We start from the raw sequence: 14,969 nt of genomic DNA, 5'->3' as shown, positions 1-14,969 counted from the left end.
TATATAAGCATGAATTTAAAGGACCAAATTAACCTTGACAGATTACCCCAGCATATTGCCATCATTATGGATGGGAATGGGCGTTGGGCTAAGCAGCAAGGTAAGCAGCGTACTTTTGGTCATCAAAATGGAGTGAATGCCGTAAGAGAAGCTTCAGAATCGGCAGCTGAACTTGGAGTTCGTTATTTGACTCTATATGCTTTTTCAACCGAAAACTGGAACCGGCCAAAATATGAAATTGATGCGCTAATGCAGCTGTTGGTCGAATCTATCGACAAGGAAACACCTACCCTCAACAAAAACAATATCAGGCTCAATGCCATCGGAGATATTAAGAGCCTGCCCGAAGAGAGTTATAATCAATTGTTGAAAACCATTAAAGAAACTGCCGGCAACGATCGGATGACTTTAACACTGGCCCTGAGTTATAGTTCGAGATGGGAAATTACGGAAACCGTAAAAATAATTTCATCTAAAATAAAAAATAAGGAGTTAAACATTGATGATATTGATCAACAGCTTATCTCCTCTTATTTAAATACATCATCAATGCCTGATCCGGAATTGTTGATCAGGACAAGCGGAGAACTGCGAATAAGTAATTTCCTTTTGTGGCAGATTGCATATTCAGAGTTATATTTTACTCCAAAGTTATGGCCCGACTTTAAAAAAGAGGACTTATATGATGCCATTATAGATTACCAAAATCGAGAACGACGGTTTGGAAAGACAAGTGAACAAATTTTAAAGAATACGGAAGAATGATAAAAAAGGAAGCATTACATAAGCGCCTGTTAAAGTTCGTCATTATTGTAATGATGTTAAGTTTCTCGATCTACTCTAGAGCTCAGGTTTCTAGCGAACTTTCAAACCTAAAGATTGATTATAATAATCCTAAATTTTACAAAATAAGTGAGATGACATTTTCCGGGATTAATTATCTCGAAAGTAATGTTTTGATGATGCTGTCAGGGCTGAATATCGGGGATGAGATTCAAATTCCCGGGGATGATTTAGCAACTGCAATCAAAAAACTCTGGAAACAAGGATTAGCCGAAGATATAAAAGTTAAAATTACCGATTTAAAAGACGGGAATATAAGTTTGAGTTTCGAACTTACTGAAAAACCACGCATAGCTGATTTTAAGTATATCGGAATAAGAAAAGGCGAAACGGATGCAATAAATGAAAAAATAAATATTCAACGTGGGGCCGTTGTAACCGACTATTTGCTTTCAAGAGTAAAAAATACCATTATTAAACATTATATTGAAAAGGGCTTTTTAAATACAAAAGTTGATTTTAAAAAAGTTCAAGATACAAGCCTTCAGAATGCAATCACTCTTCAAATTTTGGTCGATAAGGCCGAAAAAATCAAAATTTATAATATCAACATTATTGGAAACGAAAATTTTTCGGATAAAAAAGCAAAACGCGCTCTAAAGGAGACAAAGGAATTAGGTAATTTCAATCCTTTAGGCAATATCGAAGATTTATTGTTTGACGTAATAACAACCGCAATCCGATTTGACTTTGCCGGTATGATTGATAGTATGAGTGTTTATGCTGATAATAATCTCAGGCTTCATATTTTTAAATCTTCTAAATTTATTAAAGAGAAGTATTCTGACGATAAACTGGCCCTCATAGAAAAATACAATGCACTTGGATATCGTGATGCTAAAATTATAAAAGACTCTATTTATGTTCATGACGATAAGACTATCAATATTGATATCACTGTTGAAGAAGGACGGCAATATTATTTCCGCAATATTACCTGGAGTGGAAATACGATATACCCATCTGAGTTTTTAAGTGCTATTTTAAATATCAGTAAAGGAGATGTTTATAATAAGGAATTACTCGAGAAAAACCTGTCTTATAACCCAAATGGAACTGACGTTAGTGCCTTATTCATGGATAATGGTTATTTGTTTTTTCAGGCTGAGCCTGTTGAAGTTAAGATCGATAATGATTCGATCGATATTGAGATAAGAATAAGAGAAGGTAAACAAGCACGTATAAAAAATGTAACGGTCACGGGTAATACACGAACAAATGATCATGTGGCCATGCGTGAAATCCGAACAAGGCCTGGTCAATTATTCAATAGAGAGTTACTCATCAGGACCCAGCGGGAACTGGCACAATTGCGGTATTTCGATCCGGAAACCTTATCTCCCGATGTACAACCGAATGCAAGTGATAACACAGTCGATATTGATTACCAAGTTGATGAAACTTCCTCCGACCAGTTTGAGTTATCAGGTGGATGGGGTTATGGGCGTATCATTGGAACATTTGGATTGAGTTTTAATAATTTCTCGATCAGAAATGCATTTAAAAAAGGGGCATGGCGACCAGTACCAACAGGTGATGGTCAAAAACTTTCCTTAAAATTTCAAACCTATGGGAAAGGGTATTTCAATTATAGTGCTTCTTTTACCGAGCCTTGGTTTGGTGGTAAAAAGCCTGTTTCATTATCCGTTTCGTATCATCATTCAATGTATTCAAATGGATTGTCAAAAGGGGATGAACTCAGGTCTTCATTTGCAACTGATGGTTTTTCCGTAGGAATGGGCAAGCGATTATCATGGCCCGACGACTCTTTCACACTTATGCAAGCAGTAAGCATGCAGCTGTATAAGCTCGATAACTACGGAAGCATATTTAAATTTGGCACAGGTAATGGAAATTTTCACAATTTTAATTACAGTATAACTTTTGGTAGAAACTCTGTTTACTCACCAATCTATCCACGAGGAGGTTCTGATATTTCTTTAAGCCTCGAACTTACCCCTCCTTATTCTTTGCTGAATAATAAGGATTACGCTGCACTTGATGAAGATCTGAGATTTAAGTGGATTGAATATTATAAGTGGAAGTTTAATTCGAGCTGGTATATCGAAATTTTCGACAAACTTATATTGAGTACAAGAGTTAAATTCGGGTTTCTTGAAACCTATAATAAATCCGAGCTCGAAATATCTCCGTTTGGCCGCTTTTATTTAGGTGGCGACGGGCTGTCAAATCAATATAATTTAGATGGTCGGGAAATTATCGCAATGCGAGGTTATACCAATGAATCTGTTACACCACAATATTACAAAGATAAAAATATAGGAGGTACCATTTATTCGAAATACACTTTAGAGTTGAGGTATCCTTTATCGCTTAATCCAAGTGCTACCATTTATGCATTAGCATTTCTTGAGGCAGGAAATTCGTGGGAAAATTTCAAAAAGTTTGATCCGTTCGATGTTAGGCGCTCGGCAGGTTTTGGAATCAGGTTCTTTATGCCAATGTTTGGTTTGCTAGGTTTGGATTGGGGTTATGGATTTGATAAAATCCCAGGACTTCCTGATGCAAGTGGTTCACAATTCCATTTCTCAATTAATCAATCTATCGATTAGGATTGGCAAGCTTTTTGCTCTGCATTGGCAACTAATCATTAGTTTATTAAACATAAATAATAGGAGAAAAAATATGAAAAAGATAACTTTAACATTAATCATTATTTTGTTGATGGTGATAGGAGCAAATGCTCAAAGATATGCCTATGTCGATTCGGAATACATTCTTTCAAATATTCCTGAATATAAAGATGCTCAAGATTATTTAAACGATTTGTCAGTTACCTGGCAATCGGAAATTGAAGCAAAGTTTGCCGAAATATCACGTTTATATGAGAATTTCCAAAATGAAGCAGTTTTATTGCCACAGGAATTAAGAAAAAAGAGAGAGGCTGAAATTGTTTCAAAAGAACAACAAATCCATGAACTTCAACAAAGGAAATTTGGTTCGGAAGGTGAACTTGACCAAAAGCGAAAAGAACTAATACAGCCAATACAGGAGAAAGTGTATAATGCAATTTCAAAAATTGCGGTAGAGAAAAATTATGGCTTTGTTTTTGACAAGGCCGCAGGACTTTCCATTCTTTATACTGATCCAAGCCTCGACATTAGCGATGATGTTTTAGATGTGGTTGGGACCTTAATACAAACTGTTAGGCGCGAGGATCGTAAAAGATAGCTTTTTGTATATTTTGATGTGAATTTTAAGATTTATTAATAAATTAAATTTACGAATTTTGATTTATTTGTATAAATTTGCGACTTAATCTGGTTATGAACTTTAATCTTAAAAAATGAAAAAAATTGTAGTTGTTATAAGCTTGGTGTTATTAGGAAGTGTTTCTTGTTTGTTTGCACAAACTAATGCAAAATTGGGATACATTAATTCTGCTGAATTAATGCAAGTTATGCCAGGTAAAGATACCGTTGAAGCAAGAATAACAGAATATAGAAGCTCATTAGAGCAAACAATGCAGGTAATGTACCAGGAATATCAGAGTAAAGTACAAGAGTACCAAGGCAACTTGGCTACCATGTCACAAATCATTAAACAAACTAAAGAAAGAGAACTGAATGATTTGCAAAGTAGAATTGAACAATTTCAGCAATCAGCTGACTCTGACCTTCAGGCTAAACAAGCTCAGCTCTTTGCTCCGGTTACCAATCGTGCAAAAGAAGCGATCAATGCAGTAGCCAAAGAAAATGGTTATACTTATATTTTTGATCTTAGCGTTGGTGCAGTAATTTATTTTGAAAAAGGGGAAAACATTTTACCTTTAGTAAAAGCTAAATTAGGCATCAAGTAAGCAATTAAAATCTATTAAAAAGCCGGATCTGCAGGATTCGGCTTTTTTTGTGTGATTACTATCTTAATGGTTAAAAATCTTCTGATAAAAGAATTTGTTCTCTATTTTTTATACCAACTTGCATAAAGTGAATAACTATTTGCAATACGTTCAATTTCACCTTCAACCAAGTTTTTATCAATTTCTTTTATTTTTTTTGCAGGAATGCCACCATAAACGCTTCCTGAGGTAACATGGGTGTTTTTTGATACTACTGCCCCGGCTGCGATTATCGAATTACTTTCAATTACCGCATCATCCATAATAATAGCACCCATCCCAATTAACACATTATCTTTAATTGTACACCCATGAATAATTGCACCATGGGCAATTGAAACATTATTGCCAATATTAACAGGTGATTTCTGATAAGTGCAATGGATGATTGTGCCATCCTGAATGTTAACATTATTCCCAATTCTGATATAATGTACATCGCCCCTTATGATAGCATTAAACCAAATACTGCATTTATTGCCTATAATGACATCCCCAATAATGGTCGAATTTTCGGCAATAAAACAATCAGTGCCGATCTGGGGAAGAAAACCATTAACTTCTTTTATGAGTGCCATTTAAGGGTTAATGTTTTATTTATCTTTTGGATAATCAATTGAATAATGCAGGCCCCTGCTTTCTTTCCGGTTCATTGCCATTTTCGTGATCAGGTAGGCAACATTTATAAGGTTTCTTAATTCACAAATTTGAATGGTAAGTATCGATTTGTCAAATAGATCTTCTGTTTCTTTATAAATAAGTTTGAGACGTGTCAAGGCTCTTTGAAGTCTTAAATTTGAGCGAACAATACCAACATAGTTTGTCATAATCAATTGAAGTTCTCTGTATGTTTGAGTGATCAAAACAAGTTCTTCATTCAGCACAGTACCTGATGAATCCCAATCGGGAACTTCGTTGCAAAAATTAATATTTTTAAAAACCTTTATTGCATCTACACTTGCCCGGTGCGAAAAAACGGCCGCCTCAAGCAGTGAGTTTGAAGCCAGTCGATTGGCCCCGTGTAAACCGGTTGAAGCACATTCGCCCGAAGCATATAAATTTTGGATGGAACTTCTTGAATATTCATCAACTTTAATGCCTCCGCATGAATAATGTGCAGCCGGAACTACGGGAATCATTTCTTTGGTAAGATCAATTCCAATGCTTAAGCACTTAGCATAGATTGTTGGGAACTCGACGATCAGTTTGTTTTTATCTAAATGGGTACAATCCAAATAAACATGATCGTCGCCGCTTTGTTTCAATTCCGAATCGATGGCACGAGCTACAATATCACGAGGGGCCAATGAACCCCTTTCGTCATATTTATTCATGAATTTTTCACCTTTTTGGGTCTTTAGAATTCCTCCAAACCCTCGCATGGCTTCTGTTATCAGAAAAGATGGGGTTTCGCCAGGATTGTAAAGTGAGGTTGGATGAAATTGAATAAATTCCATATTCTCAATAACTCCTTTAGCACGGTAAACCATAGCTACACCATCACCGGTGGCTAATTTGGGATTGGTTGTGGTACTGTAGGAATTTCCCAATCCTCCGGTTGCAAGCAGAGTAATTCTTGAAAGTATTGTATGGATTTTATTCGTTTTGATATTTAAAACATAAGATCCAAAACATTTAACATCTTTCGTCTGTTTATTTACCTCCATTTTTAGGTGATGTTGGGTAATCAAATCCAGACTAAAATGATTTTCAAGCAGTTCGATATTTGGATGGTTTTGAATTTGACTAAGCAGTGCTCGTTGAATTTCCTGTCCGGTGCTGTCCTTATGATGAAGAACGCGATACTCTGAGTGGCCCCCTTCTCTTGCCAAATCGTATTTACCTGAATCTTTCAGGTCGAATTTCGTACCCCATTCTATAAGTTCCTTGACTCGTTCGGTTGATTCTGTAATGGTTAACCTAACAATGTCGGGATTGCTTAGTTCATCACCTGCAACCATGGTATCACGAATATGTTTTTCATAGGTATCGGGCGAATACATTACGGCTGCGATCCCGCCCTGGGCATATCTAGTTGCTGTTTCTTCGGCTTTTTCTTTACTGATAATACAAACGGTACCATACTCAGCTACTTTAAGTGCAAAACTCAAACCGGCAATCCCGGAGCCAATAACCAAAAAATCAAATTTTTTACGCATGACTAATACAATTCAAAATTCAAATTAAACTATATACCTAAAAGGGATTTTATAGGATCTTGTCCACCAAATAACAATTTGGAAGGATCTTCGATTAATTCTTTGATTTTTACCAAAAAACTTACCGAATCTTTTCCGTCAACAATGCGATGATCGTAAGATAAAGCAAGGTACATGATTGGCTGAATTTCAACCTTGCCGTTCACTGCAACAGGGCGATCCACAATATTGTGCATGCCCAAAATTGCACTTTGTGGAGGATTGATAATAGGAGTGGAGAGCATTGACCCGAAAACACCACCATTGGTGATCGTAAAGGTACCTCCTGTCATGTCATCAAGTGTAATTTTATTATCCCTGGCTTTGGTTGCCAGTTCTTTTATTTTAAGTTCAATTTCGGCCAGGCTCATTCCTTCTGCATTGCGCAACACCGGAACCATTAATCCTTTAGGGGCACTAACTGCAATACCGATGTCAGCATATTTGAAATGAACGATCTCTTCACCGTCAATTTGGGCATTAATTTGTGGAAATAAGATTAATGCTTCAGCCACAGCTTTTGTAAAGAATGACATGAACCCAAGTCCGACACCGTGAGTTTCTTTGAAGACATCCTTATATTGTTGCCGAATTTCCATTACCGGACCCATATTCACCTCGTTAAAAGTAGTGAGCATCGCAGTTTCATTCTTTACAGAAACCAATCTTTTTGCAAGCTTTAATCGAAGGGTCGACATTTTTACTTTTTCAACATCTCGGCTTGTTACAGTATTTGCAATGGTTTTATGATCAGTGTTTTTTTCTTTGCTGCTTAAATAAAATTCAACATCCTTTTTGGATAACCTTTGATTCCTGAAAAAATGAATGAGTTGTGCTTCATCAATGTGATGTTCGCTCATTAGTTTTTGAGCCAAAGGTGAAATGTGCGCAAAACCTATCTCGGAGGTTACTTTATTTATTCCTTTCTCCGATTCAATTTTAATTGGTTCTGGTTTTTTCTCCGGAATTATATCATGAACAATTGATTTTGGAAGCTCAGAAGCTGTTTTTCCCGGGGCTTTTGCAGACGTATTGATAGCTGCAATAATGGTTCCAACAGCGATCGTTTCACCTGCTTCCACCATTATCTCGATGGTGCCTGCATCTTCGGCAGCAATGCTTAAGGTTGCTTTATCCGAATCAACTTCGGCAATTTCCTGATTTTTTTGAACAAAATCACCGTTTTCAACCAACCATTTGGCCAATTGAACTTCGGAGATTGATTCACCCGGACTGGGAACTTTTATTTCAATTTTCATGTGTTTATAATTTATTTCTTTCTTGCCACATGGAATGCCCATATAATCATCCTCGGTTTGTATGACACAAGTCTTATGTGCATTTCATATAAATTAGAGCTTTTTTAGGGCTGAAAAAGAACTGCTGTCACTCATTTTAGGATCAATTTTTATCTCTTTCTCAAAGGTACGCCATTTATTCCCAATACAAACCATTTCACATTCTTTCAATAAATTCGGGCAATTACATTCTTCGAACGTTTTATCAATAATTTTTTGTTGCCTGATTGCATGAAATTTAGAAGAACCAGTTGCAGGTGAACCGCTTGCAGGTCGGGCAATGTTCTTTAACGGAACATCATTAAAATTATGATGTAAAAATGTCCATGCTCCCATGTTTACGGGTTCTTCCTGTACCCAAATCCAGTTTTTACTGTTTTTGTATTTCTTAATGATTAATCGGAGTTGCTTAATTGGCAATGGATAAATTTGTTCGAGCCGCACAAGCGCAATAGTCGTATTATTCAGTTTGTGTTTTTCTGCAAGTAAATCGTAATAAATTTTACCACTACAAAATACAACTTTTGTTATCTGATCCGGATCTGCACTATGATCATCTAATACTTCTTTAAATCCGTTTACCGTAAAATCTGCTAAAGGAGAAACGCATTTTGGGTGTCGAAGCAAACTTTTTGGAGTGAAGATGATCAAAGGTTTTCGGAAATCCCTTTTGAATTGGCGACGTAAAACATGAAAAAAATTGGCAGGGGTTGTACAATTTACGATCTGCATATTATTCTCAGCACATAAAATCAGAAATCGTTCCAATCGTGCACTGGAATGTTCGGGACCCTGTCCTTCATAACCATGTGGAAGTAACAAAACCAAATCATTCATTACGTTCCATTTGTCTTCGGCACTACTTAAAAACTGATCGATAATAATTTGGGCACCATTGTTGAAATCACCAAATTGAGCTTCCCAAATTGTAAGACTATGAGGTGAGGTTAGTGAATAACCATATTCAAATCCCAGTACTCCATATTCTGATAAGGGAGAATTGAAAATTTCAATCGAAGCTTTTTTATTTTTGATATGGTTTAAAGGGAGGTATTCTTCTTCCGAATCTTCTAATCGTAAAACCGCATGCCGATGACTAAATGTGCCACGAGCCACATCCTGCCCGCTCAAGCGGATAGGGATTCCTTCCATCAATAAACTGCCGTAAGCAAGTAATTCGCCCATGGCCCAATCAAGGGCCTGACCATCTTCAATCATATTAAGCCTATCCTGCTGTAATTTAACTGTTTTTCGGAAGAGATTTATATGATCGGGGATGGATGAAATTTGAGTACCAATCTCAATCAATAACTCTTTTGAAACACTCGAATCCGGTGATAAGTAAAAATCACCAACCTTGGCTTTTCGGATATTCTTCCAGGTTTCTTCTAAAAAGAAAGTTATATGTGATTTTTTAATTTTTTTAGAATCTTCAAAACTTTGTTCGAGCGATCCTGAAATTCGGGATTCTATTTTTTCGCATTCCTGTTCAGTGATGTCTCCTTTTTCAAGAAGTTTTTTCTTGTAAATCTCGTGTGGATTAGGATGCTTTTCAATTATCTTGTAGAGTAAGGGTTGTGTAAAACGTGGTTCGTCGCCTTCATTATGTCCATATTTACGATAACAAAGCAGGTCAATAAACACATCTTTACCAAATTTTGTACGGAATTCAATGGCCAATTCAACCGCGTAAACGACTGCCTCAACATCATCACCATTCACGTGAAAAACAGGTGATTGTATTGTTTTGGCTATATCCGTGCAATAGGTACTCGTACGTGCATCGAGATAATTGGTGGTAAAACCAATTTGGTTATTAATAACCAGGTGTATGGTTCCTCCGGTTTTATAACCTGATAAACCTGCCATCTGAATAACTTCGTAAACTATTCCTTGTCCGGCAATGGATGCATCACCATGGATCAGGATTGGGGTTATTTTATTTGTGTCACCGTTATAATCATGATCAATCTTGGCCCTGACGATCCCTTCAACCACCGGATTAACGGCTTCAAGGTGAGATGGGTTTGGCGAAAGTGTCAGTTGAATATCCTTTCCTCCGGCAGTTTTTTGTTTAGAAGTGTATCCAAGATGATATTTTACATCGCCAAGCAAAGTTTCATCATCGTATTCTTTTCCCTCAAATTCACTAAAAATCTCCCTGATAGGTTTCTTTAAAATATTTGCCAGAATATTAAGCCTGCCCCGATGTGCCAATCCTATTACAAATTCTTCATTTCCTGCCTCAGCTCCCTTTTCAATAATTGCATCCATTGCAGGGATGAGTGATTCTGCACCTTCTAACGAAAATCTTTTTTGTCCGGGAAATCTTTTATGAATAAATTTTTCAAAATTTACCGCTTGGGCCAACTTTTCCAGAAGATGTGACTTTTGTTTTAGTTCAAGCGTTTGTGAATTTTTGGTTGATTCCATTTTATCACGAAGCCATTGAAGTATTCCAATGTTTCGGATATACGTGTATTCAGCTCCGATTGATTGACAATAGGTCGCGTTAAGATGATCAATGATTTGTTGAAGTGTAGCTCTTCCTATTCCAATTTCATTTCCTGCCTGAAAATTTCTTTCCAGATCAGATTTTGTCAGATCGAAATTTTCAATATCAAGCGTTGGGCTATATTTTCGGCGTGCCCGAACAGGGTTAGTTTTAGTAAATAAGTGTCCTCGTTGGCGATAGGCATTTATTAAATTGATAACTTTAAATTCATCGGGATAAACCCTGATATTGTTTTCTGTTTGGGCGTAGTTGGTTCTTGAAAATTCATATCCTTCAAAAAACATCCTCCAACTTTCATCAACCGAACCAGGATTTTCTTTAAAATTCTGGTAAAGATTTTCAATTACATCCGGGTCAATATTGTTTAAATAAGAAAACTTATCCATCCTTATTAAGCTAATTTAATTGCAAAAGTAATAATAATTAATCAGCTTGTTTACTTAGACTTACAGTTAATAGTTTCACAAATGTTCAAAAAAAAAGTCCATCCTATGGATGAACTTTTGTGCAATTCTTCGTAATAGCTTTTATTTTATTCAGGTGAAATTGCTTCAACTGGGCAAACGTCTGCGCATGAACCACAGTCTGTACATACGTCCGGGTCAATTACATAGATGTCACCTTCAGAAATTGCATCAACAGGACATTCGTCAATACAAGTACCACAAGCGGTACAATCGTCACTTATTTTATAAGCCATGATCTTTTATTTTATGTTAATAATAGAAAAATATTTTATGCAAATATAATGAGTTTCTGCCAATCAAAGAGTGCATAATTAATTTATATGCATTCTAAATAACAGAAATTTAAGGAGTTAAGCCATCGGTTCTTATTGATAATTAAATACTTCGGTAGCATTTATGTCTAATTTATTATTTATACAAAATTGCGATGGGTTGAATTGTTTATATTTTAACAAATGTAAGTAATACAAGATCAGGTAGTAAGATGGTAGTTTATTTATTGTGAAAAAAATAACAGTCTATTGAAAAAATTCAGCTTTACTTTGATGCAACAGAAATAAATGCTTTAACTTTGCCGTGTTTTTTAAACATCAAATGATGGATAATACGAAAAAGAATCCGATTGTTGAATTAGACAATGTAGTATTAAGATTCGCTGGTGACTCTGGCGATGGGATGCAATTGACGGGAGCTTTGTTTTCAGATTCCGCCGCATTTGCAGGTAACGATTTCGCTACCTTTCCCGACTATCCGGCCGAAATTAGGGCACCTCAAGGAACTGTTGCCGGGGTATCAGGATTTCAAATTCATTTTGGGCATACCAATATACATACTTCAGGCGATTTAGCCGATGTATTGGTAGCCATGAACCCTGCTTCTTTGAAAGCTACTTTGAAGTGGACCAAACCAAGTGCTACAATTATTGTTGATTCTGATACCTTTATTGATAAAGGGTTCGAGAAAGCCGGTTATTTAAGAAATCCGCTTGAAGACAATTCATTGGATGGCTTTAATGTAATTAAGGCTCCAATTTCAATGTTGACCAAAAAAGCGGTTGAGGAACTGGATCTTGATAACAAGGTGGCTCTTAAGAGTAAAAATATGTTCGCGTTGGGAATCGTTCTTTATCTTTTTAATAGGGAGCTTGAAAAAACCAATGAATTTTTTGAACGAAAGTTTAAGAAAAACCCAATTATCGTTGAGGCTAATAAAAGAGTACTTCGGGCTGGTTTTAATTTTGCCGAGAATATTGAAGCAATTAGCCAAACTTATAATGTACAACCCGCTGTTCTTGAAAAGGGAACTTACAGAAATATTACCGGAAACGTTGCTACAGCTTGGGGCTTTTTAGCAGCTGCTGAAAAATCAGGATTACAACTTTTTCTGGGTTCTTATCCTATTACTCCTGCAACTGAAATCCTGCAAGAACTCACCAAACATAAACAATTAGGGGCCAAAGCTTTTCAAGCTGAGGACGAAATTGCAGGTATTTGTTCTTCTATCGGGGCCAGTTATACAGGTTCGCTTGCACTTACAACCACTTCAGGTCCGGGACTTTCATTAAAAAGTGAGGCCATCGGCCTAGCAGTAATGACCGAACTGCCGATTGTTATTGTTGATGTACAAAGAGGCGGACCATCTACAGGTCTGCCGACTAAATCTGAACAATCCGATTTGTATCAGGCTTTGTTTGGACGAAATGGGGAAGCACCGGTAATTGTTATTGCCGCGATTACTTCTGAAGATTGTTTTTATTCAGCTTTTGAAGCTTCTAAATTAGCTGTTGAGCACATGACTCCGGTAATCCTGCTTACGGATGGTGCTTTGGCTAACGGATCAGAAGTATTTCGTATTCCTAAAATGGCACAGATGCCTAAGATAACTCCTCCTCTTGCAAAAGCAAATGATCCTGTATATAAACCTTATTTAAGAAATACAGACAAGCTAAGTCGCCAATGGGCCGTACCCGGAACCGAGGGTTTACGTCACAGAATTGGTGGTCTGGAAAAAGAAAATGGCTCAGGCAACGTATCTCACGATCCGATGAATCACCAAATCATGACCCAGATCAGGGATGAAAAAGTACAACGGGTTGCTAATTTTATTCCTGAGCAGAAAATTATTGGTGCTGAGGAAGGCGATGTTTTAGTTGTCAGCTGGGGCGGAACATATGGAGTGATGCTCACAGCAGTTGAGAAAATGCTGGCAGATGGACATACAATCAGTATGGCACATTTCAAGTATATCCATCCTTTGCCTAAGAATACCGAAGATATACTAAAAAGATTCAAAAAGATTCTGGTTTGCGAATTGAACAATGGTCAATTTGTAAATTATTTAAGAATGAAATTCCCGGCATACAATTACCAGCAGTATAATAAAATTCAGGGATTGCCTTTTATGGTTTCCGAATTAGAAGAAAAATTTATCTCCATCTTAAATGATCAAAAATCATGACGGCAGATCAACATATAGACATTCAAAACATTCCTCAATTAACAAGAGAGGATTTTGTTAGTGATCAAATGGTTAAGTGGTGCCCTGGTTGTGGCGATCATGCCATTTTGAAATCAATGGAAAAAGTATTCCCCCAAATGGGAGTTCGAAAAGAAGATTTTGTGGTTGTTTCAGGAATTGGTTGTTCCTCTCGTTTTCCATATTACATGAATACTTATGGTATTCATGGTATTCATGGACGGGCTGCTGCCATTGCTTCTGGAGTTAAAATCGCCAATCCGAACCTATCGGTTTGGATGATCACCGGTGATGGTGATAGCATGGCGATTGGAGGAAATCACTTTATTCATGTGGTTCGACGAAATATAGATATAAACATTCTTTTGTTTAACAATAAAATTTATGGCCTTACCAAAGGTCAGTATTCACCAACAACTCCTAAAGGTAGTATCACTAAAACTTCACCTCAGGGATCATTTGAAGAACCATTTAATCCTGGCGAATTGATCATTGGTGCTCAAGGTAAGTTTTTTGCCCGTGTAGTTGATACCAATCCAAAGATGATGACCGATATTTTGGTTGAATCAGCCAAACATAAAGGAACTTCGGTTGTTGAAATCCTGCAAAATTGTGTTATTTTCAATAATAAAGTCCATAATTTGATTACTGCAAAGGAGACAAAAGACGATAATCAGTTAATTTTGGAAGCAGGAAAACCAATGATTTATGGTGCTGATCGAAATAAAGGAATTGTATTGAAAGGAACCCGACTTGAAACGGTTGTGATCGGAGAAAATGGAATTACTGAATTAGATTTGTTGGTCCATGATCCATACAACCCCGATCCGGGAATCCATGTCATGCTTTCAAAGATGCAAGTCCCTGAATTCCCTGTTGCATTAGGCATTATTAGAGCAGTAGAAACTGATACTTACGAGGATTTGATGACTAAATCAATCAGTTATGCAAAGCAAAATTCGCACATCAAATGTGTTGATGACCTATTGAAGAGTGGAAGTACCTGGGAAATTTAAACGTTCTTTTTCAAAATATTTAAAGCCCTTTTCCATCGGATGAGGGCTTTTTTATTTAAAAGTAAGCAAGCACATACAATCCATTTTTATAAAATAATCAGATAATAATCACCCTTTTTGAATACTTGCTTGTCTTATATATAGAATTTGATTTTAAAACATAGACGAGTACAGCTTAATCGCATTTCCGTTAGTTTCATAGATTAAAATAAGGTTAGTAATTAAAAGCCACCACATGCAAATGCGATGGCTTTTTTTTAATGACTTATTTAGGGTATGAAAAATTGTTTAGAAATCA

General features: G+C 36.5%; 11 protein-coding genes. 6 read left to right on the top strand and 5 right to left on the bottom strand.

Annotated elements, in window-relative coordinates:
* Positions 1–9 precede the first annotated feature (9 nt).
* The 4 genes from KKG99_10740 to KKG99_10725 all read left to right on the top strand — a co-directional run bounded on the left by KKG99_10740 (position 10) and on the right by KKG99_10725 (position 4,663).
* Positions 10–765 carry an isoprenyl transferase gene (locus KKG99_10740; GenBank protein MBU1013473.1) on the top strand — a complete coding sequence of 252 codons (756 nt, stop codon included), beginning with the start codon at positions 10–12 and terminating at the stop codon, positions 763–765.
* Complete coding sequence (locus KKG99_10735) at positions 762–3,416, top strand: BamA/TamA family outer membrane protein (protein ID MBU1013472.1); 2,655 nt, start codon at positions 762–764, stop codon at positions 3,414–3,416. The genes KKG99_10740 and KKG99_10735 overlap by 4 nt, the downstream gene beginning before the upstream one ends.
* A 73-nt stretch (positions 3,417–3,489) precedes the next feature.
* Positions 3,490–4,035: an OmpH family outer membrane protein gene (locus KKG99_10730; GenBank protein MBU1013471.1), complete on the top strand. Its 546-nt coding sequence runs from the start codon at positions 3,490–3,492 to the stop codon at positions 4,033–4,035.
* A 115-nt stretch (positions 4,036–4,150) separates the two neighbouring features.
* Positions 4,151–4,663 carry an OmpH family outer membrane protein gene (locus KKG99_10725; GenBank protein ID MBU1013470.1) on the top strand — a complete coding sequence of 171 codons (513 nt, stop codon included), beginning with the start codon at positions 4,151–4,153 and terminating at the stop codon, positions 4,661–4,663.
* A 101-nt stretch (positions 4,664–4,764) separates the two neighbouring features.
* On the opposite strand, the gene KKG99_10720 is transcribed toward KKG99_10725, so the two are convergent.
* The 5 genes from KKG99_10720 to KKG99_10700 form a co-directional block, all read right to left on the bottom strand.
* Positions 4,765–5,280: a gamma carbonic anhydrase family protein gene (locus KKG99_10720; protein ID MBU1013469.1), complete on the bottom strand. Its 516-nt coding sequence runs from the start codon at positions 5,278–5,280 to the stop codon at positions 4,765–4,767.
* Between the two features lie 15 nt (positions 5,281–5,295).
* The gene (nadB, locus tag KKG99_10715) at positions 5,296–6,861 is read right to left on the bottom strand and encodes an L-aspartate oxidase (protein ID MBU1013468.1); all 1,566 of its coding nucleotides are present in this window, start codon (positions 6,859–6,861) and stop codon (positions 5,296–5,298) included.
* A 29-nt stretch (positions 6,862–6,890) separates the two neighbouring features.
* Positions 6,891–8,159, bottom strand: coding sequence for a 2-oxoglutarate dehydrogenase complex dihydrolipoyllysine-residue succinyltransferase (odhB, locus tag KKG99_10710; GenBank protein ID MBU1013467.1), 1,269 nt, complete (start codon positions 8,157–8,159; stop codon positions 6,891–6,893).
* Positions 8,160–8,252: 93 nt separating this feature from the next.
* A complete protein-coding gene (locus tag KKG99_10705) occupies positions 8,253–11,099 on the bottom strand; it encodes a 2-oxoglutarate dehydrogenase E1 component (GenBank protein MBU1013466.1) in 2,847 nt (948 codons plus the stop codon).
* A 146-nt stretch (positions 11,100–11,245) separates the two neighbouring features.
* Positions 11,246–11,413, bottom strand: coding sequence for a 4Fe-4S binding protein (locus tag KKG99_10700; protein ID MBU1013465.1), 168 nt, complete (start codon positions 11,411–11,413; stop codon positions 11,246–11,248).
* A 364-nt stretch (positions 11,414–11,777) separates the two neighbouring features.
* Between KKG99_10700 and KKG99_10695 the strand changes: the two genes are divergently transcribed.
* Together KKG99_10695 and KKG99_10690 are read left to right on the top strand one after the other, a co-directional pair.
* Positions 11,778–13,637: a 2-oxoacid:acceptor oxidoreductase subunit alpha gene (locus KKG99_10695; protein ID MBU1013464.1), complete on the top strand. Its 1,860-nt coding sequence runs from the start codon at positions 11,778–11,780 to the stop codon at positions 13,635–13,637.
* Complete coding sequence (locus KKG99_10690; protein MBU1013463.1) at positions 13,634–14,671, top strand: 2-oxoacid:ferredoxin oxidoreductase subunit beta; 1,038 nt, start codon at positions 13,634–13,636, stop codon at positions 14,669–14,671. The genes KKG99_10695 and KKG99_10690 overlap by 4 nt, the downstream gene beginning before the upstream one ends.
* Positions 14,672–14,969 lie beyond the last annotated feature (298 nt).

The sequence above is a fragment of the Bacteroidota bacterium genome, from assembly GCA_018816945.1.
GTDB lineage: Bacteria > Bacteroidota > Bacteroidia > Bacteroidales.
This window is presented reverse-complemented; position numbering and strand designations above follow the sequence as displayed.

What these genes read in the sequence shown, in the direction of transcription:
- KKG99_10740 (MBU1013473.1), top strand. Translation starts at nt 10, where the DNA reads ATGAATTTAAAGGACCAAATTAACCTTGACAGATTACCCCAGCATATT.
- KKG99_10735 (MBU1013472.1), top strand. Translation starts at nt 762, where the DNA reads ATGATAAAAAAGGAAGCATTACATAAGCGCCTGTTAAAGTTCGTCATT.
- KKG99_10730 (MBU1013471.1), top strand. Translation starts at nt 3,490, where the DNA reads ATGAAAAAGATAACTTTAACATTAATCATTATTTTGTTGATGGTGATA.
- KKG99_10725 (MBU1013470.1), top strand. Translation starts at nt 4,151, where the DNA reads ATGAAAAAAATTGTAGTTGTTATAAGCTTGGTGTTATTAGGAAGTGTT.
- KKG99_10720 (MBU1013469.1), bottom strand. Translation starts at nt 5,280, where the DNA reads ATGGCACTCATAAAAGAAGTTAATGGTTTTCTTCCCCAGATCGGCACT.
- nadB (MBU1013468.1), bottom strand. Translation starts at nt 6,861, where the DNA reads ATGCGTAAAAAATTTGATTTTTTGGTTATTGGCTCCGGGATTGCCGGT.
- odhB (MBU1013467.1), bottom strand. Translation starts at nt 8,159, where the DNA reads ATGAAAATTGAAATAAAAGTTCCCAGTCCGGGTGAATCAATCTCCGAA.
- KKG99_10705 (MBU1013466.1), bottom strand. Translation starts at nt 11,099, where the DNA reads ATGGATAAGTTTTCTTATTTAAACAATATTGACCCGGATGTAATTGAA.
- KKG99_10700 (MBU1013465.1), bottom strand. Translation starts at nt 11,413, where the DNA reads ATGGCTTATAAAATAAGTGACGATTGTACCGCTTGTGGTACTTGTATT.
- KKG99_10695 (MBU1013464.1), top strand. Translation starts at nt 11,778, where the DNA reads ATGGATAATACGAAAAAGAATCCGATTGTTGAATTAGACAATGTAGTA.
- KKG99_10690 (MBU1013463.1), top strand. Translation starts at nt 13,634, where the DNA reads ATGACGGCAGATCAACATATAGACATTCAAAACATTCCTCAATTAACA.